The organism is Acinetobacter sp. YH12100, from assembly GCF_013419135.1.
Taxonomy (GTDB): domain Bacteria; phylum Pseudomonadota; class Gammaproteobacteria; order Pseudomonadales; family Moraxellaceae; genus Acinetobacter; species Acinetobacter pseudolwoffii.
Genome location: NZ_VPAQ01000001.1, coordinates 81,442 through 106,626, shown reverse-complemented (window position 1 = coordinate 106,626; position 25,185 = coordinate 81,442). Strand labels below are relative to the sequence as shown.

General features: G+C 45.2%; 21 protein-coding genes. 10 read left to right on the top strand and 11 right to left on the bottom strand.

The window, feature by feature from the left end; genetic code table 11:
* Positions 1-47: 47 nt before the first annotated feature.
* Positions 48-2,252, bottom strand: a complete 2,205-nt coding sequence (gene rlmKL, locus FTU40_RS00660; RefSeq protein ID WP_005096529.1) for a bifunctional 23S rRNA (guanine(2069)-N(7))-methyltransferase RlmK/23S rRNA (guanine(2445)-N(2))-methyltransferase RlmL — start codon at positions 2,250-2,252, stop codon at positions 48-50.
* Between the two features lie 232 nt (positions 2,253-2,484).
* Between rlmKL and FTU40_RS00655 the strand changes: the two genes are divergently transcribed.
* The 4 genes from FTU40_RS00655 to FTU40_RS00640 all read left to right on the top strand — a co-directional run bounded on the left by FTU40_RS00655 (position 2,485) and on the right by FTU40_RS00640 (position 6,988).
* The gene (locus FTU40_RS00655; RefSeq protein WP_005096530.1) at positions 2,485-2,829 is read left to right on the top strand and encodes a hypothetical protein; all 345 of its coding nucleotides are present in this window, start codon (positions 2,485-2,487) and stop codon (positions 2,827-2,829) included.
* Between the two features lie 219 nt (positions 2,830-3,048).
* Positions 3,049-4,065 carry an aspartate carbamoyltransferase catalytic subunit gene (locus tag FTU40_RS00650; protein WP_005171612.1) on the top strand — a complete coding sequence of 339 codons (1,017 nt, stop codon included), beginning with the start codon at positions 3,049-3,051 and terminating at the stop codon, positions 4,063-4,065.
* Positions 4,066-4,075: 10 nt separating this feature from the next.
* Complete coding sequence (locus FTU40_RS00645) at positions 4,076-5,311, top strand: dihydroorotase (RefSeq protein ID WP_180039394.1); 1,236 nt, start codon at positions 4,076-4,078, stop codon at positions 5,309-5,311.
* A 192-nt stretch (positions 5,312-5,503) separates the two neighbouring features.
* Entirely contained in the window at positions 5,504-6,988 is a 1,485-nt protein-coding gene (locus FTU40_RS00640) for an OmpA family protein (protein WP_180039392.1), read from the top strand.
* Positions 6,989-7,043: 55 nt separating this feature from the next.
* Here the strand turns inward: FTU40_RS00640 and FTU40_RS00635 are convergent, their stop codons facing one another.
* From FTU40_RS00635 to FTU40_RS00600, 8 genes are all read right to left on the bottom strand, one after another.
* On the bottom strand, positions 7,044-8,456 hold the full coding sequence (locus tag FTU40_RS00635; protein WP_180039390.1) for a short-chain fatty acid transporter: 1,413 nt from the start codon (positions 8,454-8,456) through the stop codon (positions 7,044-7,046).
* A 97-nt stretch (positions 8,457-8,553) separates the two neighbouring features.
* Positions 8,554-9,192 (bottom strand): CoA transferase subunit B, encoded by a 639-nt coding sequence (locus FTU40_RS00630; protein ID WP_005096536.1) that lies wholly within the window; start codon positions 9,190-9,192, stop codon positions 8,554-8,556.
* 2 nt (positions 9,193-9,194) lie between these two features.
* Complete coding sequence (locus FTU40_RS00625) at positions 9,195-9,899, bottom strand: CoA transferase subunit A (RefSeq protein WP_180039388.1); 705 nt, start codon at positions 9,897-9,899, stop codon at positions 9,195-9,197.
* A gap of 101 nt (positions 9,900-10,000) precedes the next feature.
* Complete coding sequence (locus FTU40_RS00620; protein ID WP_180039386.1) at positions 10,001-10,903, bottom strand: hydroxymethylglutaryl-CoA lyase; 903 nt, start codon at positions 10,901-10,903, stop codon at positions 10,001-10,003.
* Complete coding sequence (locus FTU40_RS00615; protein WP_180039384.1) at positions 10,900-12,894, bottom strand: acetyl/propionyl/methylcrotonyl-CoA carboxylase subunit alpha; 1,995 nt, start codon at positions 12,892-12,894, stop codon at positions 10,900-10,902. Before FTU40_RS00615 ends, FTU40_RS00620 begins: the two co-directional genes overlap by 4 nt.
* A 19-nt stretch (positions 12,895-12,913) precedes the next feature.
* Entirely contained in the window at positions 12,914-13,708 is a 795-nt protein-coding gene (locus FTU40_RS00610; protein WP_005096542.1) for an enoyl-CoA hydratase/isomerase family protein, read from the bottom strand.
* Positions 13,709-13,720: 12 nt separating this feature from the next.
* Positions 13,721-15,322, bottom strand: coding sequence for a carboxyl transferase domain-containing protein (locus tag FTU40_RS00605; RefSeq protein ID WP_180039383.1), 1,602 nt, complete (start codon positions 15,320-15,322; stop codon positions 13,721-13,723).
* A gap of 35 nt (positions 15,323-15,357) precedes the next feature.
* Positions 15,358-16,530 (bottom strand): isovaleryl-CoA dehydrogenase, encoded by a 1,173-nt coding sequence (locus FTU40_RS00600; protein WP_005096545.1) that lies wholly within the window; start codon positions 16,528-16,530, stop codon positions 15,358-15,360.
* 147 nt (positions 16,531-16,677) lie between these two features.
* Between FTU40_RS00600 and FTU40_RS00595 the strand changes: the two genes are divergently transcribed.
* From FTU40_RS00595 to FTU40_RS00575, 5 genes are all read left to right on the top strand, one after another.
* Complete coding sequence (locus FTU40_RS00595; protein ID WP_035337915.1) at positions 16,678-17,313, top strand: TetR/AcrR family transcriptional regulator; 636 nt, start codon at positions 16,678-16,680, stop codon at positions 17,311-17,313.
* A 97-nt stretch (positions 17,314-17,410) separates the two neighbouring features.
* Positions 17,411-19,099: an AMP-binding protein gene (locus FTU40_RS00590; protein WP_180039381.1), complete on the top strand. Its 1,689-nt coding sequence runs from the start codon at positions 17,411-17,413 to the stop codon at positions 19,097-19,099.
* A gap of 376 nt (positions 19,100-19,475) precedes the next feature.
* Complete coding sequence (locus tag FTU40_RS00585; RefSeq protein WP_100329794.1) at positions 19,476-20,147, top strand: class I SAM-dependent methyltransferase; 672 nt, start codon at positions 19,476-19,478, stop codon at positions 20,145-20,147.
* A 63-nt stretch (positions 20,148-20,210) separates the two neighbouring features.
* On the top strand, positions 20,211-21,008 hold the full coding sequence (locus FTU40_RS00580; protein WP_100329793.1) for a thioesterase family protein: 798 nt from the start codon (positions 20,211-20,213) through the stop codon (positions 21,006-21,008).
* 82 nt (positions 21,009-21,090) lie between these two features.
* Positions 21,091-21,864, top strand: coding sequence for a Rossmann-like and DUF2520 domain-containing protein (locus FTU40_RS00575; RefSeq protein ID WP_180039550.1), 774 nt, complete (start codon positions 21,091-21,093; stop codon positions 21,862-21,864).
* Between the two features lie 174 nt (positions 21,865-22,038).
* Here the strand turns inward: FTU40_RS00575 and trmB are convergent, their stop codons facing one another.
* Both trmB and FTU40_RS00565 read right to left on the bottom strand, forming a co-directional pair.
* On the bottom strand, positions 22,039-22,755 hold the full coding sequence (gene trmB / locus FTU40_RS00570; RefSeq protein ID WP_100355085.1) for a tRNA (guanosine(46)-N7)-methyltransferase TrmB: 717 nt from the start codon (positions 22,753-22,755) through the stop codon (positions 22,039-22,041).
* Between the two features lie 151 nt (positions 22,756-22,906).
* A complete protein-coding gene (locus FTU40_RS00565; protein ID WP_180039379.1) occupies positions 22,907-24,352 on the bottom strand; it encodes a SulP family inorganic anion transporter in 1,446 nt (481 codons plus the stop codon).
* A gap of 215 nt (positions 24,353-24,567) precedes the next feature.
* Between FTU40_RS00565 and FTU40_RS00560 the strand changes: the two genes are divergently transcribed.
* Positions 24,568-25,179 (top strand): glutathione binding-like protein, encoded by a 612-nt coding sequence (locus FTU40_RS00560; protein ID WP_005096560.1) that lies wholly within the window; start codon positions 24,568-24,570, stop codon positions 25,177-25,179.
* The last annotated feature ends 6 nt before the right edge of the window (positions 25,180-25,185 follow it).

The window sequence follows — 25,185 nt, the reverse complement described above, 5'->3', positions numbered from 1 at the left end:
TGTTCAACTGAACAGGCTTTTGTTTTATCACAATCTAATACCAGTGATTACACTTTAGGATGGCCGATTTTCCAGGCACGGTGAATCTTCTGGTTACGCTTGAAATCAGGCCCAATGGTTTCTTGAGTAATTTCTTCGACATCATAGAACGCCAGAATTTCTTCATCCATCTCGAAACCACGATAGTTGTTCGAGAAGTACAGGGTACCATCGCTGGTTAAACGGTTCATGGCGCGTTTAAGCAAGGATAGATGGTCGCGCTGTACGTCAAACGTCCCGTAGAATTTTTTCGAGTTTGAGAAAGTGGGTGGATCAATAAAGATCAGCTCATATTGCTCATGACCTTCTTTGAGCCATTCAAAACAGTCAGATGCAAAGAACTGATGTTGTTCATCGGCGTGATCTACGGTTAAACCGTTCAGCACGAAGTTTTCCTTCGACCAGTTCAAATAGGTATTGGAAAGATCGACACTGGTGGTACTTGCAGCACCACCCAAGGCAGCATGTAGGCTCGCCGTAGAGGTATAGCTGTAGAGGTTCAGGAAGTGTTTGCCTTTGGCCTCACGGGCAATACGCAAACGCATTTGACGATGATCCAGGAACAGACCGGTATCCAGATAATCGGTCAGGTTAACCAGAATCTTGGCCTTACCTTCCTGTACGATAAAACGCTTCGATGCGGTACTTTGTTTGGTGTACTGGTTTTTACCTTCCTGACGTGCGCGGGTCTTGATAAAGATCGCATCACGGCCCAGACCGGTCACAGCGCGAATGGCTTGCAGTGCCAGGTTAAAGCGTTTCTTGGCTTTTTCAGGGTCAATCGTTTTAGGTGGAGCATATTCTTGCACATGCAGGCGCTCACCATACAGATCCACCGCGACATTAAAGTCTGGTAAATCGGCATCATACAGACGTAAACAGTGTACGCCTTCTTTGACTGCCCATTTTTTCAGGGCTTGCATATTTTTGGTCAGACGGTTGGCAAACTCCATCGCACCTTCGATTGGTTCGAATTGTTGCGGCTGCCAACCTTCCAGAAACGGACGCACCACAGCCGCAGGTTTAACCGTACCAAAGCGGATATAGATCGGCAATTTACCATTCATCAAACGCAGGATTTGCGGATCATTAAAGGCCAGCACGTCAGCCTGTTCGACTTGAGAGGCAATCACCGCCGCTTTTTGATTCGGGAAATTCTTTTGCAGTAAAGCCGATAAACCAAGATATAAAGAACGGTTCTGCGCTTTATCACCGAGACGCTCACCATAAGGCGGGTTGGTTACGAAGAAGACTTTCTTGCCTTCAGCCTGAAAATCCGGCCAGTCATTTAAAGTACGCTCTTCGATCATGATATTGTCGAGAGCAGCTTCAAAACCTGCCGCGATGATATTTTGACGTGTCGCTTTTACAGCTTCCCAGTCTGCATCGAAGGCATAGAATTGCGGTAATGGATTTTCCATTGCCGCTTGGTGGCGTTCAGCTGCTTCAGCTTTAATGCCCATCCAGAGTTCATGGTCATGGCCATTCCAGCCATTAAAACCGAAACGACGCACCAGACCCGGCGCACGGTCGGTCAGGATCATCAGTGATTCAATGATAAAGGTACCTGAACCACACATTGGATCGACAATGATGTCCGGATTAATCTGTTTAAGCTGACCTTTTTGCAAAATTGCAGCAGCCAGATTTTCCTTGATTGGTGCATCGGTCATAAAGTGGCGATAACCACGTTTATGTAATGAGTCGCCGGACAAGTCCAGACAATAGGTATGTTCTTTCTTCCCAGCCAGAATATACATGGTAATTTCTGGCTGTTTGGTATCGATACTTGGGCGTTTACCCACAGCTTCCATGAAGGAATCTACGACACCATCTTTGGCACGCAAAGTTGCGAACTGGGTATTGACCTTGATGTCACGCTCGACATGCAAGCGAATCGCAAAGGTACTTTGTGGTGCAAAAATGAGCGACCAGTCAAAGCTGATTGCACCTTCATATAGCTCTTCTGCCACATCACGGGCATCGTGAGAAAATTCAATTTCATGGGTATGAATTGGCATGAGCACACGTGAAGCCAGACGTGACCACATACAAATCCGATAAGCATTTTCCAGACTGCCTTTAAAGATTAAACGACCGGGAAAACGCTCAATATTCTGAACACCTAAGCCTTGTAGTTCTTCTTCTAATAAGGTTTCCAGACCATCGGCACAGGTGACCCAATAATTGCTTAAACGTGGAGAGGTATTCATATAATAGAGAGACCAAAAAAGATAAATAAAAAACTGCGCCAAGTTTACCGTATTTTTATATTGAAAGCTTTTTAAATTCTCTGAAAGGCCTTGCCGTGTACGAGTGAAAAATAATATTCACATGATAAATTGATGAACTGGTACGCATTTTGCTCTATACACAGCAAATCAGGCAGTCAGTCGGAGGAGAGCGATGGCTGCCTGATTTTTCAATTTTATAATGGGGGTTAAAATGTTAGAGAATCAGTTACGCAACCATGACGCTTTTTCAGTGGCCACTTTAATTTATACACGTTTGAGACGTGTGTCAGGCCGGGTCGTGGATGCGCTTTATCTGGCAGAAAATCTGGACTATGCGCGGCATGTGATTGAGCTGGTAGAACAGACCCAAGATCCAGAGTTGCAGCGTTTAATCGAGCGTTTAAAACAGGTTTGGGATCTGCCTGTGGTTCGGCAGCAACAGTTTGAAAAATCTGCACATCTGCCACAGCAGGAGAAATTGGTCTCGGTTGAACCCGATCAGGACGATATTTACCGTGCACAGGTTGCACATCATTATATCGGTGCGCTGCGATAAAACGATGGGTGTGAATGTGCCAGACTGAAGCACCCATAATTTTGTACTGAAAGTCAGCAGGATGGAAAATGGTTAAATTATCTTATTGAAAAAATACATAGGAATTTCAATTTCTATTTTTATTATCGAGGTGGTTTTTGTACAAGTAGTCACATTGCCAACTACTCAGACTGGCCAATCTCTGTATAATATGTTGACTTAACGCATAAGGAATCTCTCATGCACTTGGCGGCATTGCATACACCGAGCCAGATTCAACTCAATAAAGAAGGTAATCTAAAACACTTCTTGACCATCGAAGGTCTTTCCAAAGAAACCCTGACAAAAATATTGGACACTGCGCAGTCCTTTTTTAATGACCAAAATCAGCTCATTACCAATAATTTGCTGGAAGGCAAAACGGTGATGAACCTGTTTTTCGAGAACTCTACCCGTACCCGCACTACTTTTGAAGCCGCTGCCAAGCGCCTTTCTGCCAACGTTCTGAATATCGATATTGCTCGTTCGAGTACCTCTAAAGGTGAAACCTTGCGTGACACCTTATGGAACCTTGAAGCGATGGCCGCCGATATTTTCGTGGTGCGTCATTCATCTTCAGGTGCGGCGCATTTTATTGCCAAAGATGTCTGCCCAACAGTGGCGATTATTAATGCCGGTGATGGCCGTCATGCGCATCCAACCCAGGCGATGCTGGACATGCTCACCATTCGCCGGGAAACCCATAAAAAATTTGAAGAGATGTCGATTGCCATTATTGGCGATATCAAACATTCACGTGTCGCGCGTTCAGATGTAGCGGCTTTGCAAACCTTAGGCTGCGAAGATATTCGGGTGATTGCACCAAATACCTTGCTGCCATACGGTTTTGAAGAATATGGTGATGGTATTCGTCTATTTAACAACATGGAAGATGGCATCAAAGATTGCGACGTGATCATTACCCTGCGTATTCAAAATGAGCGGATTGATTCTCCGGCACTGGCATCGCAAGCTGAATTCTACAAGATGTATGGCCTGAACAAAGAACGTTTAGCGATGGCAAAACCGGATTGTATCGTGATGCATCCGGGTCCAATGAACCGTGGGGTGGAGATTGACTCCAGTATTGCCGATGGACCGCAGTCGGTGATTCTGAATCAGGTGACCAATGGTATTGCGGTACGTATGGCGGTGTTGGCTTTGTCAATGCAAGGCCAGCTTCAGGAACAGGGTTTGATTGCAGCGATTGCGGGTTAAGGAATAAGTCATGACTATTGTAAAAATTGAAAATGTTCGTGTGCTCGATCCGATCCAAAACACTGATTCTGTTCAGACCGTGTATCTGGAAAATGGTAAGTTCGTTGCGGAAACGGCTGCTGTTTCTGAAACGATTGATGGTCAGGGCAAATGGTTGATGCCCACCATGGTCGATCTGTGTGCACGTTTACGGGAACCGGGTCAGCAACAACATGGCACCTTAAAATCTGAAGGTAAAGCAGCACGTGAAAATGGGATTTTGCACGTGTTTACACCACCAGATTCAAAGCCGATCGTGCAGGACAATGGCGCACTGATTCATGGTCTGGTTGAGAAAGCCATGCTGGACGGTGGTATTTATCTTGAAGTGATTGGTGCTCAAACCCAAGGCTTGCAAGGCCAGCAACCTGCCAATATGGCCGGTTTGAAAAAAGGCGGATGTACTGCGGTGTCCAATGCCAGTGCGCCTTTTGCCAATGATGACGTGGTATTACGTACCCTGGAATATGCTGCAGGTTTAGATCTGACTGTGGTGTTCTATGCAGAAGAGCCGCAAATTGCCAAAGATGGCTGTGTACATGAAGGCTTTATTGCCTCGCGTCAAGGCTTGCCGATGATTCCAGCACTTGCGGAAACCGTGGCAATTGCCAAATACCTGTTAATGATTGAAGTGACCAAAGTTCGCGCGCATTTCGGTTTATTATCTTGTGGTGCGTCAGTAGAGCTGATCCGGATTGCCAAGGAAAAAGGCTTGCCTGTCACCTGTGATGTGGCCATGCACCAATTACATCTGACCGATGCCTTAATTGATGGTTTTAATTCGCTGGCACATGTACGTCCGCCACTGCGTGCTGAACAAGACAAAGAATTGCTACGCCAAGGAGTAAAATCTGGGGTGATTGATGCGATTTGTACCCATCATGAACCGCTGAGCAGCTCTGCGAAAATGGCGCCATTTGCTGAAACCCAGCCTGGCTTTAGCGCTTTTGATACTTATGTACCTTTTGGGATTCAACTGGTCAATGAAGGTTTGTTTACACCACTGGAATGGATAGAAAAAGTGACTTTAGCTCCGGCACGTGTTGCACAAATGGCAGATCGCTGGGCAGACGAGGCGGGTTGGGTGCTGGTAGATCCAGAGCTAGAATGGACGCTGAACAAAGAAAGCATCGTGTCTCAAGGTAAAAATACCCCGCTGATCAATCAAAAAGTGCGAGCTAAAGTTTTAAAAACTTTCGTCGCTTAATAGATCCAGCTTTTATAAAAGTCAGCTTCGGCTGGCTTTTTTGTTTTTTGAATTCTGTGTCAGTAAAATGAGTACTCAACAAAAACAGTGAAACTTTATGATATTCATACAATTATTTACATTTTCAAAAAACTGGCATCGTTACACTGATTGAATATTAAACATTAGAAAAATCAAAAGAATGGTGACAATATGAATGTAGATCTGATGGAACGCTTAAAAAGCGATGTTACAGCGATTGTGCTACAAGGTGAAACCGAACATCTATTTGCCAAAGATCAGGCACTGAGTCAGTTCTATCCCATATTCTTAAGTATATTGCGTGCACGTCCTGCATGGATTGAAAGTTTAAGCCAGCAACTCAATCCAAAAATCCATGAACTGTTTAATGGAAATTCGGCACTCAAGCAGCAGTTTCTGGATCAACTTGATCAGAGCGCGCCACAAGATCAAATAGAGCAGACCCTGAATCGGGCCATTGTACCGACCCTCAATTTTTTACAGACCGAAGCCGGTGCTTCAAGTCCAGAAGCGATTAGTCATTTGCTGGAAACCCACGCCGACTCGATCCAGCGTGCATTACCTGTTTGGGCCGGATCGATTTTAGCGGCATTAGGTGTTTCTCCATTGGCGGGGCAGCATTTGAATCAGGCGCCTGAACTAGAACCAGAACATGCTGTTGTGGTACAGCAGCAGAAAAAAACCGGTTTTTTATGGCCGTTTATTATTTTTCTGATTCTGGCAGCTTTAATCCTGTTTTTTGTTCGTAGCTGTATGCAGGATGATGCTGAGGATTCGGCAAACCCCCAAACGACCCGTGAAATTGCCGCAGTCCAACCCGCTTCTTTACAGTTGAGTACCGGCACTAATGGTGAAATTATCAGTTGTCAGTTACAGCTGAATAATCCCCAGTATATGCAAATTTTGCAAACCGAGATTAAACAGATCTTTAATTATAATATTGGTTGTGGGGCGCTCAGCAGTGAGGTTTATCATTCGGAATTTATTGATCAGGATAGCATTCCTTCCGTTTTGAAACTGATTCAAGGCATGCCAAATGTCTCACTAGACTGGATTGGTAATCAGGTTGCTATACGTGCAGCGAGTAATGCAGAAGCAGAACGTCTGGCAACACAAATTCGTAATCTGGCCAAAAATGTCACTGTTGTGACTCAACAGCCGGTCAATAGGAGTGAGGCGATTCAGGCTGCCAATAGCGAGGCAGAACAAGCATTGGCGAGTATCAAAACTGATCATGTTCAGGCCTTAGATGTTGCGACCGCACTGAATTTGCAGATTATTAATTTTGATACGGCATCGACCACAGTTCCAGAAGTCAATAAATCGGTGCTGGATCAGGCGGCTGCTTTATTGCAACGTGCACCTCAAGTGATTCTGAAAGTTAAAGGCCATGCCGATGCTCAGGGCAGTGAAGCAGAGAACAAGGCACTGTCTGTGCAGCGAGCTCAAGCGATTACCAGCTATCTGGTGGAAAAAGGGGTTGATCCTGCACAATTACAGGCGGTGGGTATGGGCGAGGATCAGCCAGCTGAACCGAATGCTACACCTGTTGGCCAGTTTCAGAACCGTCGTGTGACCTTTGAGGTGGTGAATACCGAAACAGGCGTGGTACGCGCAGTGGATAGCGAGGGTGTTGTAGAAAAGAAAGCCAGCTGAAATAATTTTCCAGATGAAAAAGGACGAATGATTCGTCCTTTTTATATGGCTTAAATTAAGAAAAGACCGGTGGACTATAGGTCAAAGTTCGGCCGAGGAACCAGAGTAAAAACAGCACCAGCGGGATATGAAAAACCAGTTGGGTCACGGTAAAACCGATCACATCTTTGGCCTTTAACTTCAGGATGCCCAGCATCGGCAACATAAAGAAAGGATTGATCAGATTAGGCAAGGCTTCGGCAGCATTATAAATCTGCACTGACCAGCCCAGATGAACTTTCAGATCATGCGCAGCCTGCATTACATAAGGGGCTTCAATAATCCATTTACCTCCACCGGAAGGAATGAAGAAACCCAGGATTGCCGAATAGAGACCCATCACGATAGCAAAGGTTTCCTGTGAAGCAATCGAAACGAAAAATTCGGCAATATAGTGTGATAGGGACAGATCGGCAGAATTCAGCGCATTGGTCATCATAAAGGCAATGCTGCCATATAAAGGAAACTGGATCAGCACACCCGAAATTGCTGGCACAGCCTTGGAAACGGCATTGAGGAAATTCCGTGGTGTGCCATGTAGTGCGACACCCAAAATCAGGAAGATAAAGTTATAGGTATTTAAACTGGAGATGGCCAGAATAGGATTGCTTTCGGAAAATTCGTTAAACATCCATACAGCACCTAGCACCACAATCAGAATACTTAAAATAGGTGAGTTTTCCAGCCAGTCGCCCGGACGTTTTGATGAATATTCTTCCGGTTTTCCTTCTTCAATCTGAACCGGAAAATGTTCAATGGTTTTAATATGACTGCCTTTCGGCGCTGACCAGTAGGCAATGGCAATCGAGGCAATAATTAGAACCGCCGTCATGATCATGGATTGCGGCAGGAAAATCGTTTCGGTAAATGGAATGACACCGGTCAGATTGTAAATCGGTTCAGGCAGGCTGCTTTTATTGGCCTGTAATTGTGCAGCAGAGGAACTGATGCCGAGTGCCCAGGTGGCTCCCATCCCGATAATCGCTGCTGCGGCTGCAGCGCGGTAATCCATATTAAGTTCTTTACGTTGTGCCAGTGCAATCACGAGTAATGCAGTTAGAACTGTGCTCATGGCCCAGTTAATCAGGGAAATGAGCAGGCTGACTGTCGCGACCAATACAATCGCACCACGCCCTGAATGGGGCAGACATGCCATTTTTCGGATCAGAAGCTGCATTGGTTTTGAAACCGAAACCACATAACCGACCACGATCAGCATGCACATCTGCAAGGTAAAGGGAATCAGGCTCCAGAACCCGTCACCAAAGGAAATGGCAACGTCCTGTGCCGGCGCGCCAATTCCGATAGCGGCAATTGCGACAATGATGACACCGAGCAGGGCAAAAATATAAGAATCGGGAAACCATTTTTCTGACCAGTCACTGACGCGCAGGGCGAAGCGTTGTAAGATATTTTGTTCTGTTTGCATGATTAAAATTCATTTATTCTGCATTCATTTTTAAAATTAGAGTTTTCTTTGGTCGAAAAGAAACCCTTAAAATTTTTCATTTTAAGGGCCGGGAAAATCAAGCTGCTATTTTTTGTAAAGCCACACCCGTGACTTTCTGAATCTCCTCAAAACTGACCTCTGGTGCCAGCTCAACAAGTTGAATACCATCTGGAGTGACATCCAGCACACCTAAATCGGTAATGATCCGGTTGACCACAGCCTGTCCGGTAAGGGGCAGACTGCATTGCGCAACAATTTTAGGCGTGCCATCTTTGGCGCAGTGTTCCATCAACACCACGACTTTTTGTACCCCTGCGACCAGATCCATGGCACCGCCCATACCTTTGACTTTTTTGCCCGGAATCATCCAGTTGGCCAGATCGCCAGTTTCGGACACTTCCATGGCACCTAAAATGGCGATATTGACATGACCGCCACGGATCATGGCAAAGGAATCGGCACTGGAAAAGAAAGAAGCGCCCTTACGGGCAGTCACGGTCTGTTTACCAGCATTAATCAGGTCGGCATCGACGGTTTCAGCCGTTGGAAATTCGCCAATACCGAGCAAGCCATTTTCCGATTGCAGCCAGACGTTGATATTTTCTGGAATGTAGTTAGCAACCAGCGTTGGTAAACCAATCCCCAGGTTAACGTAGAAACCATCTTCCAGCTCTTGTGCAGCGCGCTGCGCCATTTGATTACGTGTCCAAGCCATGATCAAGCCTCCGCCTTTAAGGTCATCTGTTCAATACGTTTTTCCGGTTGGGTATTTAGGACTATCCGGTTCACATAAATACCGGGCAGATGGATTTCGTCCGGATCCAGCGCACCAATCTCGACAATTTTTTCAACTTCAGCCACGGTGACTTTGCCGGCCATAGCGCAGACTGGATTAAAGTTTTGTGCAGTTTTACGGAAAATCAGATTACCGGCTTTATCGGCCTTATAGGCTTTGACCAAGGCGACATCGGCAGTCAAGGATTCTTCCAGAATATAAGACTTGCCATTAAACTCACGTACATCCTTGCCTTCAGCAATCACGGTTCCGACACCGGTGGCGGTATAAAAAGCCGGAATACCGGCACCGCCAGCACGTAATTTCTCCGCCAAGGTGCCTTGTGGGGTCAGTTCGACTTCCAGTTCGCCACTCAGGTATTGACGTTCGAATTCTTTATTCTCGCCGACATAAGATGAAATCATTTTTTGAATCTGTTTGGTTTCCAGTAAAACGCCCAAACCAAAACCATCGACTCCGGCATTGTTGGAAATACAGGTCAGATTTTTGGCACCGGTCTGTTTCAATGCGGCAATTAATGCTTCCGGAATACCGCATAAACCAAAACCGCCGACTGCCAGTGTATGTCCATTCTGAACCACGCCGTCTAAAGCGGCCTCTGCACTGTCATAAACTTTATTTGACATTTTTTACCTCGATTTATTCTTGTCTTGCAGATTCCTTTTTGGTCAGGAAACTACTGATGTATATCCTTGAGGACTTGTATCGTGTCCGGGTATTGCTATTGTTAGGCACAGGCTTTTTGCCAATAGGCATTGGCATAATTGGAGGGATTATTGCGCTGCAACACCTCACTGATATTACGGCTGGCCTGCATCAGAGCATCCAGTTGAATACCGGTTTCAAAGCCCATATTCGAGAGCAGGTAATACAGGTCTTCAGTTGAAACATTGCCTGAAGCACCCTTGGCATAAGGACAGCCACCCAGACCGGCAATGGATGAATCAAATACCCGGATGCCTTGTAACAGCGACTGGTAAATATTGGCGATGGCCATGCCATAGGTATTATGGAAATGACCTGCCAAAACCTTGGTATCGATCTGAGCCAGGCAAGCATCCCAGACTTTTTGCACCCGATCCGGTGTGGCTGTACCAATGGTTTCACCCAACGACACTTCATAGCAGCCCATATCCAGCAAACGTTGGGTGACTTTGACCACCTGTTTCGGATCAATCGCACCTTCATAAGGGCAGTCCACCATACAGGACACATAACCGCGTACCCGAATATCATTGGCTTTGGCGGTCGCCATCACATCGGCAAACTTCTCCAAGCTTTCATCAATCGAGCAATTGATATTTTTGCGGGTAAAGCTTTCGGACGCTGCGGTAAAGACCGCAACTTCCTTGCAACCCACCGCCAGCGCTGCTTCAAAGCCCTTCAGGTTTGGGGTGAGTAAACTGAACTGAATATTTGGGTCTTTGGGCAAGCCGGCAAACAGCTGATCGCTGTCTGCCATTTGTGGCACCCATTTGGCTGAAACACAGGAACCGACTTCAATCGCCTGTAAACCGGTTTTCATCAGATCCAGAATCAGATTTTTCCGATCATCCAGCGTTAATGGCGTTTTTTCATTTTGCAGGCCATCGCGTGGCCCGACTTCTACAATTTTGACAAATTCGGTCATGCAACATCCTCCGTCAGTGGCTGGAACTCAAGCAGTTCATCACCGGCTTTGACCTGATCACCTTTCTGGAAATATGAACTGGCGATGATGCCGTCATGTGGTGCACGAATCGAGTATTCAATTTTCATCGCTTCCAGCGTCATCAAGACATCGTCTTTTTTGACCTTGTCATTGGCAGCGACCAGTACTTGCGTGATCACACCTGGCATGGGTGCAGTGAGGTTGTTTTCTGTCCCTTGATCATCATGCTGATCATAATCCGGCTGGATAGACTCGAATTTATGTGTCTGACCATTCTGGAACAGGGTAATGCCATGTTCAGTCTGGCTAAAGGCCAGTTTTTGCTGTTTGCCTGCCAGTTGTAGCGCTAAAGTATGTGTATCAATCAACTGACCTTGTAGCTGAATCTGCTGACCGTTATAAGTGGCGATAAAACCTTGATCTTGCGTACTGAACTGAACTTTAAGCATAATGCCATTGCGTTGTAATTGCACTGTATATGCATTTTGCTGATTCAGGCGCCAGAAAGTGTGCTGTTGCCAGACTGAGTTATTCGCAACTGGGTTTTGAGCTTGGCGTGATAATAATTCGATGAATGCAGCACTAACGATCAGTTCAGCATTGATCTCAGTAGAAGGCTTTAATAAGAACTCTTCTTCACGTTGAATCAGGCCGGTATCCAGATGGGCATTTTTAAACGAATCACATAGCACCAAACGGTCGAGGAATGCAATATTATTGCCCAAGCCATCCACATGGAAATGGCCCAGGGCATGATGCATTTGCGTTAAAGCAGCTTCGCGGTTTTTGCCCCAGACAATCAGTTTGGCAATCATTGGATCATAATAGGTGCTGATTTCATCACCTTCGACAATGCCACTATCCACACGTACACAGTCATTTTGCTCTGGATAGTGTAAATAGCTGATCTGGCCAATCGCAGGAATAAAGCCTTTCTCTGGTTCTTCGGCATAGACACGTGCTTCTAATGCATGCCCGTGGATCTGTAATTCATGCTGCTGTTTAGGTAAAGGCTCACCAAAAGCTACGCGCAGTTGCCATTCCACCAGATCCTGACCTGTAATCATTTCAGTGACCGGGTGCTCAACCTGCAAACGGGTATTCATTTCCATGAAATAGGCAGTACCATCTTGCTCGACGATAAACTCTACTGTACCGGCACCGACATAATCGACCGCACGTGCGGCATCAATCGCGGCCTGGCGCATCGCTTCAAGTTTGTCTTCTGGCATTTTTGGTGCAGGCGCTTCTTCAAGCACTTTTTGATGACGACGTTGTACCGAGCAATCACGCTCAAATAAATGCACATAATTGCCGTGGGTATCGCCAAAAACCTGTACTTCAATATGACGTGGCTGAATCACATAGCGTTCAATTAGCACATCTTCATTGCCAAAACTGGAACGCGCTTCGCTTTTACATGAAGCCAGCGAACTCAGAAAATCTTCACTGCGCTCGACCAGACGCATGCCTTTACCACCACCGCCAGCACTGGCTTTGATCAGCACCGGATAGCCGATGCTGTCAGCCTGCTGTTTCAGGAAGTTGGCATCCTGATTGCTACCGTGATAGCCCGGGGTTAAAGGCACACCAGCTTTTTCCATCAACGCTTTAGAGGTGGCTTTGAGACCCATCGCCAAAATGGCATCGACAGGCGGGCCAATAAAGACAATATTATTGTCCTGACAGGCCAGGGCAAACTGGTCATTTTCCGACAAAAAGCCATAACCTGGGTGAATTGCTTGCGCACCGGTGTTTTTGGCCGCCTGAATAATACGTTCGATCTGTAAATAGCTTTGTGCTGCTGGCGATTCACCAATATAGATCGCTTCATCCGCCAGTTTGACATGCTGTGCCTGTGCATCGGCATCGGAGTATACGGCAACGGTGGCAATACCGAGTTTTTTTGCTGTACGAATCACCCGGCAGGCAATTTCACCACGGTTGGCAATTAAAATCTTTTCAAACATCGTAGCATCCTTCTTGTTGTTATGCCGTGGTCTTGATCCAGGCCGGGCTTTGTTTGTTTAAAAATGCATTCAGTCCATTTTTCGCCTCATCTCCCTGGCGAATATAGGCAATATGCTGTGCAGTCTTGAGCAGTAAATCTTCGGTCAGAACCTGTTGGTCAACCAGTTGAATCAGTTGTTTTGAGGAATTTTGTGCAGCAGGGCCGCCGAGTAACAGGGCTTCCACAATTTCATCAATTTTGCTGTCGAGCTGTTCCGGTGGAGTGACTTCATGCGCCAGTCCAATGGTTTTGGCTTGTTCCGCAGAAATTCGCTCGGCGGTCAGGAAATAACGTGAAGCCTGACGCGCACCAATCGCACGAATCACATACGGGCTGATGGTCGAAGGTGCCAGACCCAAGCGTACTTCAGAGGTGGCAAACTTGGCATCGGTACTGGCCACGCAAATATCACAAGCTGATGCCAGACCCATACCACCGCCAAAAGCAATGCCATGCACCCGGGCGATGGTTGGCTGCTTTAAAGTCGCTAGGCTTTGCAGCATTTTCGCCAGTTTTAATGCATCTGCTTCGTTGTCTGCTTGAGAAGCCTGACCGGCCTGTTTCATCCAGTTCAGATCGGCACCAGCCGAAAAGCTTTTGCCGCGCCCTGCCAGAATCACCACACGTACATCATCACGGCTATTTAAAGACTGGAAGCAGCGATACAATTCTTCAATGACCTGAGTATTAAAGGCATTGTGCAGTTCAGCGCGATTAATCCAGACAGTTGCCACTTGATTTTGCTGTTCGAGCTGTAAAAATTGATATGTCATTTTTTTCACCTCTTACATGCGGAACACGCCAAACTTGGTCGGCTGGATTGGCGCATTCAGTGCTGCAGCTAAACTAAGACCTAACACTTCACGAGACTGGGCAGGGTCAATGACACCGTCATCCCATAAACGTGCAGAGGCATAATAGGGATGACCTTGGCGTTCGTACTGATCACGAATTGGCTGTTTAAACTGATCTTCTTCTTCCGCAGACCAGTTAGCGCCTTTGGCTTCAATCTGATCACGTTTTAAGGTCGACAATACGCTGGAGGCCTGTTCACCGCCCATCACTGAAATACGTGAGTTTGGCCAAGTCCACATAAAGCGTGGTGAATACGCACGGCCACACATACCATAGTTGCCGGCACCAAATGAGCCGCCAATCACCATGGTCAGTTTAGGCACATTGGCATTGGCCACAGCCATCACCAGTTTGGCGCCATTTTTGGCAATGCCTTCATTTTCATACTGGCGGCCAACCATAAAGCCAGTGATATTCTGAATAAACAGCAGCGGAATATTGCGCTGACAGCACAGCTCAATAAAATGCGCACCTTTTTGTGCTGACTCGGAAAACAGAATGCCGTTATTGGCAATAATCCCGACTGGCATACCGTATAGGCTGGCAAATCCGGTAATCAGAGTGGTACCAAATCGAGCCTTAAATTCATCAAAACGCGAACCATCGACAATCCGGGCAATCACTTCACGGACATCAAAAGGTTTACGCGAATCTGTTGGCACGATACCGTACAACTCTGAAGCATCAAACAAAGGTGCTTCCACCTGCTCAGGCAACGGATTTGGTTTTTTATTTAAATTGGCCACAATATTACGGGCAATTTCCAGGGCATGCTGGTCATTTTCAGCCAGATGATCGGCTACACCGGAGAGGCGGGTATGCACATCACCACCGCCAAGATCTTCACTGGAAACCACTTCACCGGTTGCTGCTTTGACCAGTGGCGGGCCACCGAGGAAAATGGTTCCCTGATTGCGCACAATAATAGTTTCATCCGACATGGCAGGCACATAGGCACCACCCGCCGTACAACTGCCCATCACCACAGCAATCTGGGCAATGCCTTGGCTCGACATACGTGCCTGATTATAGAAAATACGTCCGAAGTGATCACGATCCGGGAAGACTTCATCTTGTAGCGGCAAATAGGCACCGCCAGAATCGACCAGATAAATACAAGTCAAATGATTCTGCTCGGCAATTTCCTGAGCACGTAAATGTTTTTTTACGGTCAGTGGATAATAAGTGCCCCCTTTAACAGTCGCATCATTGGCAATAATCATGCAGGTTACGCCATTGACCTGACCAACGCCAGCGACCACACCCGCAGCAGGCACATCGTCCTGATAGACCTGATAGGCAGCCAGTTGTCCAATTTCAATAAATGCCGTACCAGGATCAATCAGATGATCAATACGTTCTCTGGCCAATAATTTACCGCGATCCAAATGTTTTTGACGGGCAGTTTCACCCCCACCCAAGGCAATTTTTTGGACTTTCTGTTTCAGGTCTCCGACCAGATTTTGCATCGCCGCCTGGTTGTTTTTAAATTCGTCGCTGCGAATATTAATTTTGCTCTTTAATTGATTCATGCCGAACATCCTTGTCTATTCTTGTGATTTATTTTTTAGGCAGTTTCATTAAACAGTTCGCGGCCAATCAGCATGCGGCGAATTTCTGAAGTGCCTGCGCCAATTTCATACAGTTTGGCATCACGCCATAGACGTCCCGCAGCAAACTCGTTGATATAACCGTTGCCACCCAAGGTTTGAATGGTTTCGCCCGCCATCCAGGTGGCTTTTTCAGCTGCATATAAAATCGCACTGGCGGCATCTTTACGAAGGCTACGGCTATGCTCTGCCTTGTCACATTCTGCGCCAACTGCATAGACTAGGGCTTTACAGGCCAGCCAGGTTGAATACATGTCAGCAATTTTGCCCTGCATCAACTGGAATTCACCCAGCGCCTGACCAAACTGTTTACGGTCATGAATATACGGAATCACGGTATCCATACAGGCATCCATAATACCCAGTGGACCTGCACTTAAAACAGCACGTTCATAGTCCAGACCACTCATCAGCACTTTGGTGCCATTGCCGACACCGCCGAGCACGTTTTCTTTGGGCACTGCGACATTGTCAAAAAATAGTGGATAAGTGTTTGAGCCACGCATGCCGAGTTTGTCTAGGTGCGTACCGTGACTAAACCCCGGCATATTTTTTTCAACCAGAAAAGCGGTCATGCCTTTGGCCCCGGCCTGTAAATCGGTTTTTGCGTAGACCACCAGTACATCGGCATCGCCGCCATTGGTGATCCACATTTTCGAACCATTCAGCAGGTAATGATCACCTTTGTCTTCAGCTTTGAGTTTCATGCTGACCACATCGGATCCGGCATTGGGTTCGGACATGGCCAATGCACCGACATAATCACCAGATACCAGTTTAGGCAGATAACGCTGTTTCTGTTCTTCACTGCCATTACGCTTAATCTGGTTTACACATAGGTTAGAATGTGCGCCATAGGACAAACCAATCGATGCTGAAGCGCGGGAAATTTCCTGCATGGCAATGATGTGCGCCAGATAACCGAAATTTGAACCGCCATATTCCTCACTGACCGTCAGACCGAGCAGGCCCATCTCGCCAAATTTTTTCCAAAGGTGAGCAGGGAATTCATTGTCACGGTCCACTTGTTGAGCAATTGGAGCAATTTCCTTGGCGCAAAATGCAGCCACTGAATCACGAAGTGCAATAAGTGTTTCGTCCAAACCGAAATCCAAGCTTTGTAAATTCATTGTTCATCCATCCTGTGGTTCTATTTGTTGTATCCAAAAAAGCATTTTTGTTGTGCTTGTTATTTAACATACATCGAAAATTTAAAAAAGTGAATCAATATTCACAAAATGATTTACAATTCATTTTATCTTGTTGAGATTAATTTTATGAGTTATAAAAGATCATCATTGATGCAGGAACGAATGGAGCAAAATCGCTTGGCGATCTTGCAATCTGCTCGTGAGCTGATTACTCAAGGGGGCTTTAAAGAGGCGTCGATTCAGGCGATTGCAGAACGTGCAGGCGTTTCTACAGGCTTGGTATATCGATATTTCGAAAACAAGAATCAGATTTTGATTCAGGTTTTGTCAGAAGCAATTCGGCTTGAGATTGAGATTTTAAATCACATTGCTGCCTCGGATTTATCGCCAAAACAGAAATTGCAAAAATCTGTTACAACTTTTGTGAAGCGAGCCATGAACAGCCCCCAGTTGGCGTATTCGCTGATGTTCGAACCGGTCGATCCGGAAATGGAACATGAGCGTTTTCACAGTAAACAGCTAATCAAGCAAAGCATTAAGGAAATTTTGGCTGAAGGAAAAGTCAATGGCGAGTTTGAATTTGAAGATTTAAATACCGCAGCGCTGGGTGTGGTTGGTTCCATGACCTTTGTGGTAATTGAACCTTTGAATCCATCTCGGAATATCAGGTTTGATCAAAATTATAAGGATCACTTTGTCAAACAGATTGCCGATTTTTGTGTCAACGCAGTACGTCGACAGGAGGGAGTAGCAGGAGCATAAAACACAAAAAAACAGGCAGGAAGACAGGGTTGTCGTGGTCAAAAACAATTAATAGAGTTGAAAATCAGAATTACAAAGAATCAAGGAGATCGATTCAATGACACAAGTACGGTTAAGCTATGCCTACGGAACAAGCAGCCAACCCTTATTGGGCATGACGATTGGCGAAAAATTTGATCAGGCATGCGAACAGTATGCATATTCTGATGCAATCGTCAGCTTGCACCAGAATGTGCGTCTGAGCTATCAGCAGTTGCAGCAGCAAGTGAATGCTTTTGCCTGTAGTTTGCAGAAACTGGGCCTGGAAAAAGGTGACCGTCTGGCCATCTGGTCGCCGAACTGTGTGGAATGGACCATTACCCAGTTTGCTGCATTTAAGGCCGGGATTATTCTGGTGAATTTGAATCCAGCTTATAAAAGTAATGAACTGGAATATGTCTTAAACAAGGTCTCCTGTAAGGGACTGGTGATTGCAGCGCAGTTTAAAACCACTGACTATCAGGAAATTCTGACTAAAATTGCTCCTGAGCTAATGCAGACTGAAAGTAAATTACTCAATGCAGAGCGTCTGCCGCATTTGAAGCATGTGATTAAAATTGATGAACAGGAACATGCGGGTCTACATCGTTTTCAGGACTTATTGGTGGAACCGAGCGCAAACGCCTTAGAAAAATTGCAGCAAATTTCGAGTGAATTGCAGTTTGATGAAACCATCAATATTCAGTTCACCTCGGGTACAACGGGGAATCCGAAAGGTACTATGTTGACCCATAACAATATTTTAAATAATGGCTATTTTGTCGGTGAAGCCATTCATTTAAGTCCAGAAGATCGGGTTTGTATTTCGGTACCACTGTTCCACTGCTTTGGTATGGTGATGGGAAATCTGGCCTGTATTACCCATGGTTCAGCCATGATTTATCCATCTGCCGTTTTCAATCCTCTGGAAACCCTCAAAGCCATTCAACAAGAAAAATGTACGGCGGCTTATGGGGTGCCGACCATGTTTATTGCCATTCTTGAGCATGAACAGTTTGATGAATTTGATCTGAGCAGTTTACGTACCGGCATTATGGCCGGCAGTCCATGTCCACAGGAAATCATGCAGCGTGTGATTGAGCGGATGCATATGTCAGATATCACCATTTGCTATGGCATGACTGAAACCGCACCGGTCAGTGCGCAAAGCTCTACCGCAGACTCCATTGAACAGCGTGTTACGACAGTCGGCCGGGTACATCCGCATCTGGAAGTGAAAATTGTCGATGAAGATGGCAAGGTGGTGCCGCGCGGACAACTCGGTGAACTCTGTGTGCGTGGTTATTCGGTGATGCTCGGTTATTGGGAAGATCAGGATAAAACTGCAGAAGTAATTGATAATGCGCGCTGGATGCATACGGGTGATATTGCTGAAATGGATGATGAAGGCTTTGTCAAAATCAAGGGGAGAATCAAGGATGTCGTCATTCGTGGCGGTGAAAACCTGTTCCCCAAAGAAATTGAAGACTTCCTTTATACCCATCCTGCGGTTTCAGATGTTCAGGTGATTGGTGTGCCAGATCATAAGTATGGTGAAGAACTCTGTGCCTGCATCATTTTGCATGAAAACGATCCGTGTACTGAAGAAACTATTCGCCAGTATTGTGCCGAGCATATCTCACACAATAAAGTGCCGCGCTATGTGCGTTTCTTCCATGAGTTCCCGATGACAGCTTCCGGTAAGGCGCAGAAGTTTAAATTACGTGAATTTATGCGTGAAGAGTTGAACTTAAAGGAAATAGCCTAAGTCTTTAAGTATTGTTTAGTTTTTGAGATTGGTGAATTCTTCACTTTTTTATCATTAAAAAAAAGTTGAAGAGAAACTATTAAGAAAAAGCGAAAGATCTGCACAGCCTCACTTAAGAAGGAAGATTTTAATTTTAACGTGTAGGCTATGCTTTGACTTTTGACGGGCCAAAAGTAAACAAAAGCCCTTTATTTTGCTGAAGGGACATCCATGTCCCTTCAGCAAAATGGCGACATTCATGTCGCCTGTCATGTGATTAGATTTAGGATAATGGTCGAAAATTTAAAACCTTTAGATGGAATCTTTATCAATATTGTAATAACTGATAAACCTAATGCTCTTTAGTCTGTTGAATGGTGTGAGGTAAAGTGAAAATATGGCAAAAAACTTCCATAGTGAACTCGTCGTCGCTAATTATGATGAGCACATCCGTAAATTGATTCCCGGCTATGAACTGGTACATCAGCAAATTGATGCCATCCTAACCACTCATTTACCCGAAATTGCCCATATATTGGTCGTTGGTTGCGGGACAGGCTATGAGCTATCTTATCTGTTGCAACGCCACCCAAACTGGACATTTACTGCAATTGATCCATCGGCGACTATGCTGGAACAGGCGCAGAAAAATATTGGGTTAGACCTGGGATCGCAGCGGATTCGTTTTATTCAGACAGATACACAAAGCTTAAATCAAGATAATCAGTTCGATGCGGCTCTAGCAATTTTGGTGGCACATTTTATTCCATCAGAAAATAAAACTGAATTTTTTCAGGATATATCCGATAGTCTTAAGACCGATGGAATCCTGTTAACCTATGACTTGATGCAACCTGAAAATAAAACTGAATTAAAAATCTTGCAAAAAATGGCACAGCAGACAGGACTCAGTATTCAACAAAGCGAAAAAATGCTTGAACGGTTACAGCAGGATTTTCATTTAATCTCTGCCCAAGATTTAGCAGCGCTTTTAACCAAAGTCGGATTTAAACATAGCAAAATTTACTGTCAAATCATGAATTATTATGGTTTTTTTATACAGAAATAAGCATAGCTAACTGAAACAGTTAACTAGAAATTTAAATATAAGATTCAAGGAAGTGTAAAAACAATGTCAGCCTACTATCGTTTCATCAACCGCGAACAGCATGCCGATGGCAGCAGCACTGCTTATTATGAATCTAATATTCATGCGCAAGGTGCATGGAATCCGCATGAGCAGCATATGGCGCCCGCGACTGGTATTATTTGTGCAGAACTGGAACAGTTTCAGCCACGTGCAGAGATGCGCATTGGCCGGGTGAGTCTGGATATCTTTGGACTGATTGCTTTTGGTGAATTTTCCATTACTACGCGCATGATTCGTCCGGGTAAAACCATCGAACTCATTGAAGCAGAAATGTGTGCCAACGGGAAAACCTGTATTGTGGCACGTGCCTGGAAAATGATGACTTCGGATACCCGTACGATCGCCGGTCTGGAGGATTTTCCGGTTCAGCACCCTGAAGACCTGCCGGTGTGGGAAGGGATGCGCTGCTGGCCAGGTGGTTATATTCAAAGTATTAATACCCGTGCCCATGTCGATCATCGTGCTGGCAAAGGTATTGTCTGGTTATCCAATGCCCTGGAAATGGTAGAAGGTCAGACGACCAGCGACTTTAGCCGTTTGATGGGAATGGTGGATACAGCCAATGGCGTGGTGCCGCGTCAGGATCCAAATGCGGGATGGGGCTTTCCAAATCTGGACTTGCAGATTCATTTGCATCGTTTACCTAAAGGCACATGGCTAGGACTAGAAGTGCTACAGCAATATGGTGAAGATGGCATTGGTTTAACCAGTGGAATTTTACATGATCTTCATGGGCCTTTTGGTCGCAGTGAGCAGATTTTAACCTTACGTAAATTTTAAAATCTGATTTACACAAAAGGACGAATTGCTTCGTCCTTTTTTTATTGGCATGCTGTGCGCAATTATTCAGGAAGATCAGCAGATGCGGATTAGTATTATTGGGGCAGGTCGAGTTGCCTTTCATCTTGCCCAAGGCTTAAATGGACAGCATGAGCTTGTACAAATCTATAGCCGCAGTTTTGCCAAGGCAGAACAGCTGGCATCTAAATTTAAGGCTCAGGCGATCAACGCTCCTGAATTACTGCATTCCGAAATTGATCTTTTAATCATTGCCGTCAGTGACCAATTCATTCGATCTGTCATCGAGCAGGTACATGCCTATCTTCCTGATGTGTTGATCGTACATACTTCTGGCAGTACCCACTTAAACGTTTTGCAGGATGTTCACCCACGTTCAGGTGTATTTTACCCTTTACAGACTTTTAGTCTGGAACGTGACATCGACTGGTCGAATACGCCTTTATTTATTGAAGCGGATAATGCTGAAGATCAAGAAAAACTGCATGATCTAGCGAATAGCCTAAGCAATAGAGTCTATCACTATAGCTCTGAACAACGCTTAAGTTTGCATCTGGCCGCAGTCTTTGCCTGTAATTTCAGTAATTATTGTTATGATATGGCCAAACAGATTGTAGATGCCGAGCAGGTGGATTTCAGTCTGCTGTATCCCTTAATACTAGAAACTGCCCATAAAGCCACAGAAAATAATCCAAGGCAGATGCAGACTGGTCCCGCCATGCGTGGTGATCAAAATATCCTGAATATGCATCAGCAGATGCTGGCGAATCGGCAGCGAGCAGATTTACAAAATGTCTATCAGTTGTTGAGCCAGCAAATTTTAGAACGTCATCAATAATAAATGCGCTAAATTTTTCAATCTGGATAAAAAATGGACATGGCATAAAGATGAAGGGCTGTTTTTCTTTTTAAGTTCGATTAGAGGTACAGTGCTCGTTAGTATATCTTTGATTGAAAGATAAAGTTTTTTTATAAAAAAGCGCTGAGATGTCAGCGCTTTTTTAGACCTAGATTAAGAAATTTTTTTAAAGATAAAGTCATTAATCTTGTGACCGGCTTCAATGCCGCGACGCTCAAACTTGGTTTGTGGACGCCAGTCAGGACGAGGGTAGCTGTTGCCTTTACCTGCGAGGTTTTCCAGACGTGGACGTTCTTCCAGAACTTCAAGCATCCATTCTGCATATGGTTCCCAATCCGTTGCAGCATGGAAGGTGCCGCCCAGCTCCAGCTTTTGCTCAACCAGTGGCATACGTTCATGTGAAACAAAACGGCGTTTAAAATGACGTTTTTTCTGCCATGGATCAGGGAAGTAAAGCTGAACCGTATTGATACTATTGTCCGGCATTTCACGCAGCACTTGAATCGCATCGGCATCCAGTACGCGTAAGTTGGTTACGCCGGCCATACCTGCTTCATAGACACACTGCGCAATGCCTGGTACATGAACTTCAATCCCGACAAAATTACGCTCGGGATTGGCCTTGGCCATCAGCACCAGAGAACGGCCCATACCAAAACCGATTTCTACCGTTAAAGGACGCTCAGGATGTTCAAAGTGTTGACGTAAATCGCCCACCGGATATTCCAAAATTAAGTGACCATATTGTTCAAGCGCAGTACGTTGAGAGGTGTTCAGCGGCATTGAGCGGCGCATAAACGTCACGATTTCACGGTGCTCGCTTAAATTGTCCAGCTCCACGACTTGCTGGTCTAATTGATCGTTCGACATAACTTTGGCAAATCTAAAAATTCAGAATGCGGTATTTTAAGTCCTGAGCCGAGCAAGTCAAACTTTTCTCGGTATTTCTCCATAAAAATCGGCAAGATCTTCCAGATAAAATAAAAGAGCCAATTGAAGCTCTTTTATCCATCATTGTTCATCAGCTACTAAAACGGTCAATCAAGGTGCTGCTGGCTTCATTTAAACCAATCACCGTTACATCTATACCTTGGGCTTTAAATTTCTGAATCACGTTATTCAGCATATTCACTGAGGTCACATCCCAAATATGCGCATGGGTCAGATCTAGTTCAACATGTTCAAGCTTTTCTTTAAAATCAAAGAACTGATAGAACTTCTCTGAACTGCTAAAGAAAATCTGTCCGGAAATAATATAGCTGCGTGAATGAGCCGAATTCAAATGCGTATAGACATGTACGGTTCTTTCCAGTTTATTGATAAAGAACAGGGCAGAAAGCAGCACGCCAACAAATACACCCAGTGCCAGATTATGGGTGGCTAAAACCACCAGCACCACCACAATCATAACCACATTAAATTCCAGCGGATGTTTATTGAATTGTTTGACTGAACCCCACTGGAAAGTGGTAAAGGCGACCATCACCATAATTGCCACCAAAGCCGCCATCGGAATATAAGCCAGCCAGTCTTTCAGAAACACCACCAGGCACAGCAAAAATACACCGGCAATCAGCGTTGATAAACGGGTTCGTGCACCGGAAGACACATTAATAATCGATTGACCGATCATGGCACAACCGGCCATGCCACCCATAAAACCACTGACAATATTGGCCATACCCTGACCACGACATTCCTGATGGCGGTCACCTTCAGTTCCGGTGACTTCATCAATTACAGTCGTGGTCATCATGCTTTCCAGCAAACCGACAGTCGCCAGCGTCAATGAATAAGGCAGTACAATTTGTAGGGTTTCCAGGTTGAGCGGAATCTCCGGCAGCAGGAACACTGGTAAGGTGTCCGGAAATTGCCCCAGATCACTCACGGTTCGCATATCTGCACCCAAGAACAGCGCCAGTCCACTCAGCACGATGATACAAATTAGCGGAGAAGGAATGGCTTTACCAATTTTAGGCAGATAAGGAAATAGATAGATAATCGCCAGACCCATGGCAATAAACAGATAGCCCATCCCATCCATTTTTTGCATCTCGGGAAGCTGTGCGACAAAAATCAGAATTGCCAATGCATTCAAAAATCCATACACCACAGCTTGCGAAACAAAGCGCATCAACTTGGCCACTTTAAAATAACCGGCAATGACCTGAATAATTCCGGTCAGAATAGTCGCTACCAGCAGATATTGCAGTCCATGGTCTTTTACCAGCGTAATCATCAGCAGTGCCATCGCACCCGTAGCCGCTGAGATCATGGCAGGGCGGCCGCCAAAAAAAGCAATCGTCACAGCAATACAAAACGAAGCATAGAGACCGACCTGCGGATCGACGCCAGCAATTGCAGAGAAGGCAATCGACTCGGGAATTAAGGCCAGTCCAACCACCAAACCTGCGAGTACATCAGTCCGGACATTGGAAAACCATTCTTCTTTTTTAAGGCTAATCACGAAATATCATCTAAATTTGGAAAACCTGGGTATCTTAAACAGATGCGGTCAAAAATCTACAGAGATGGGCTTGAAAAAGCCGTTAATTTCCTGAATATTGAATGAGTAAATGTCCTGAGGGGCAGTTACGCTTTTTTGCAATTTACAGGTTTGATCACTTGAAAGTTTGATAGAAGCGATTTAAAACATAGAGAAGTGTATAACAAGGATCAGAAATGAAGCTTTACTATTCGCCGGGTGCATGCTCACTGGCAGCTCATATTATTTTAAATGAAATTAATGTCGATTTTGATTTGGAACGTGTTGATTTAAAAACACATAAAACAGAGAAAGGTACGGATTATTACGAAATTAATCCTAAAGGCTATGTACCAGCCTTAGAAATTAATCCTGGTCTGATCCTGACAGAAAACGTAGCCATTTTACCTTTTCTGGCTCAACACGATCCAAAACAAGATCTGATTCCACCATCTGGAATGGGGCGTGCCAAAGTTCTGGAATGGCTGGGTTATCTCAATTCAGAATTGCATGATGCTTATGCGGTGTTCTTTGGTGGCAAGTTATCCGATGATGAAAAGAAAAAAGCCTATGCAGAAGTCGATCGTCTATTAAGTTATATCGACAAAGCGATTACTGAATCAGACAATGACTATCTGGTTGATGATAACTTTGGCCCAGCCGATGCTTATCTGTTTGTGTTGACCAATTGGTCGAATCATATTGAGCATGATTTAAGTCCGTATAAGAATATTATTCATATCCGCAATAAAGTCGCAGAGCGTCAGTCTGTACAGATTGCAATGCGAGATGAAGGTCTAATTCCATAAAATTTA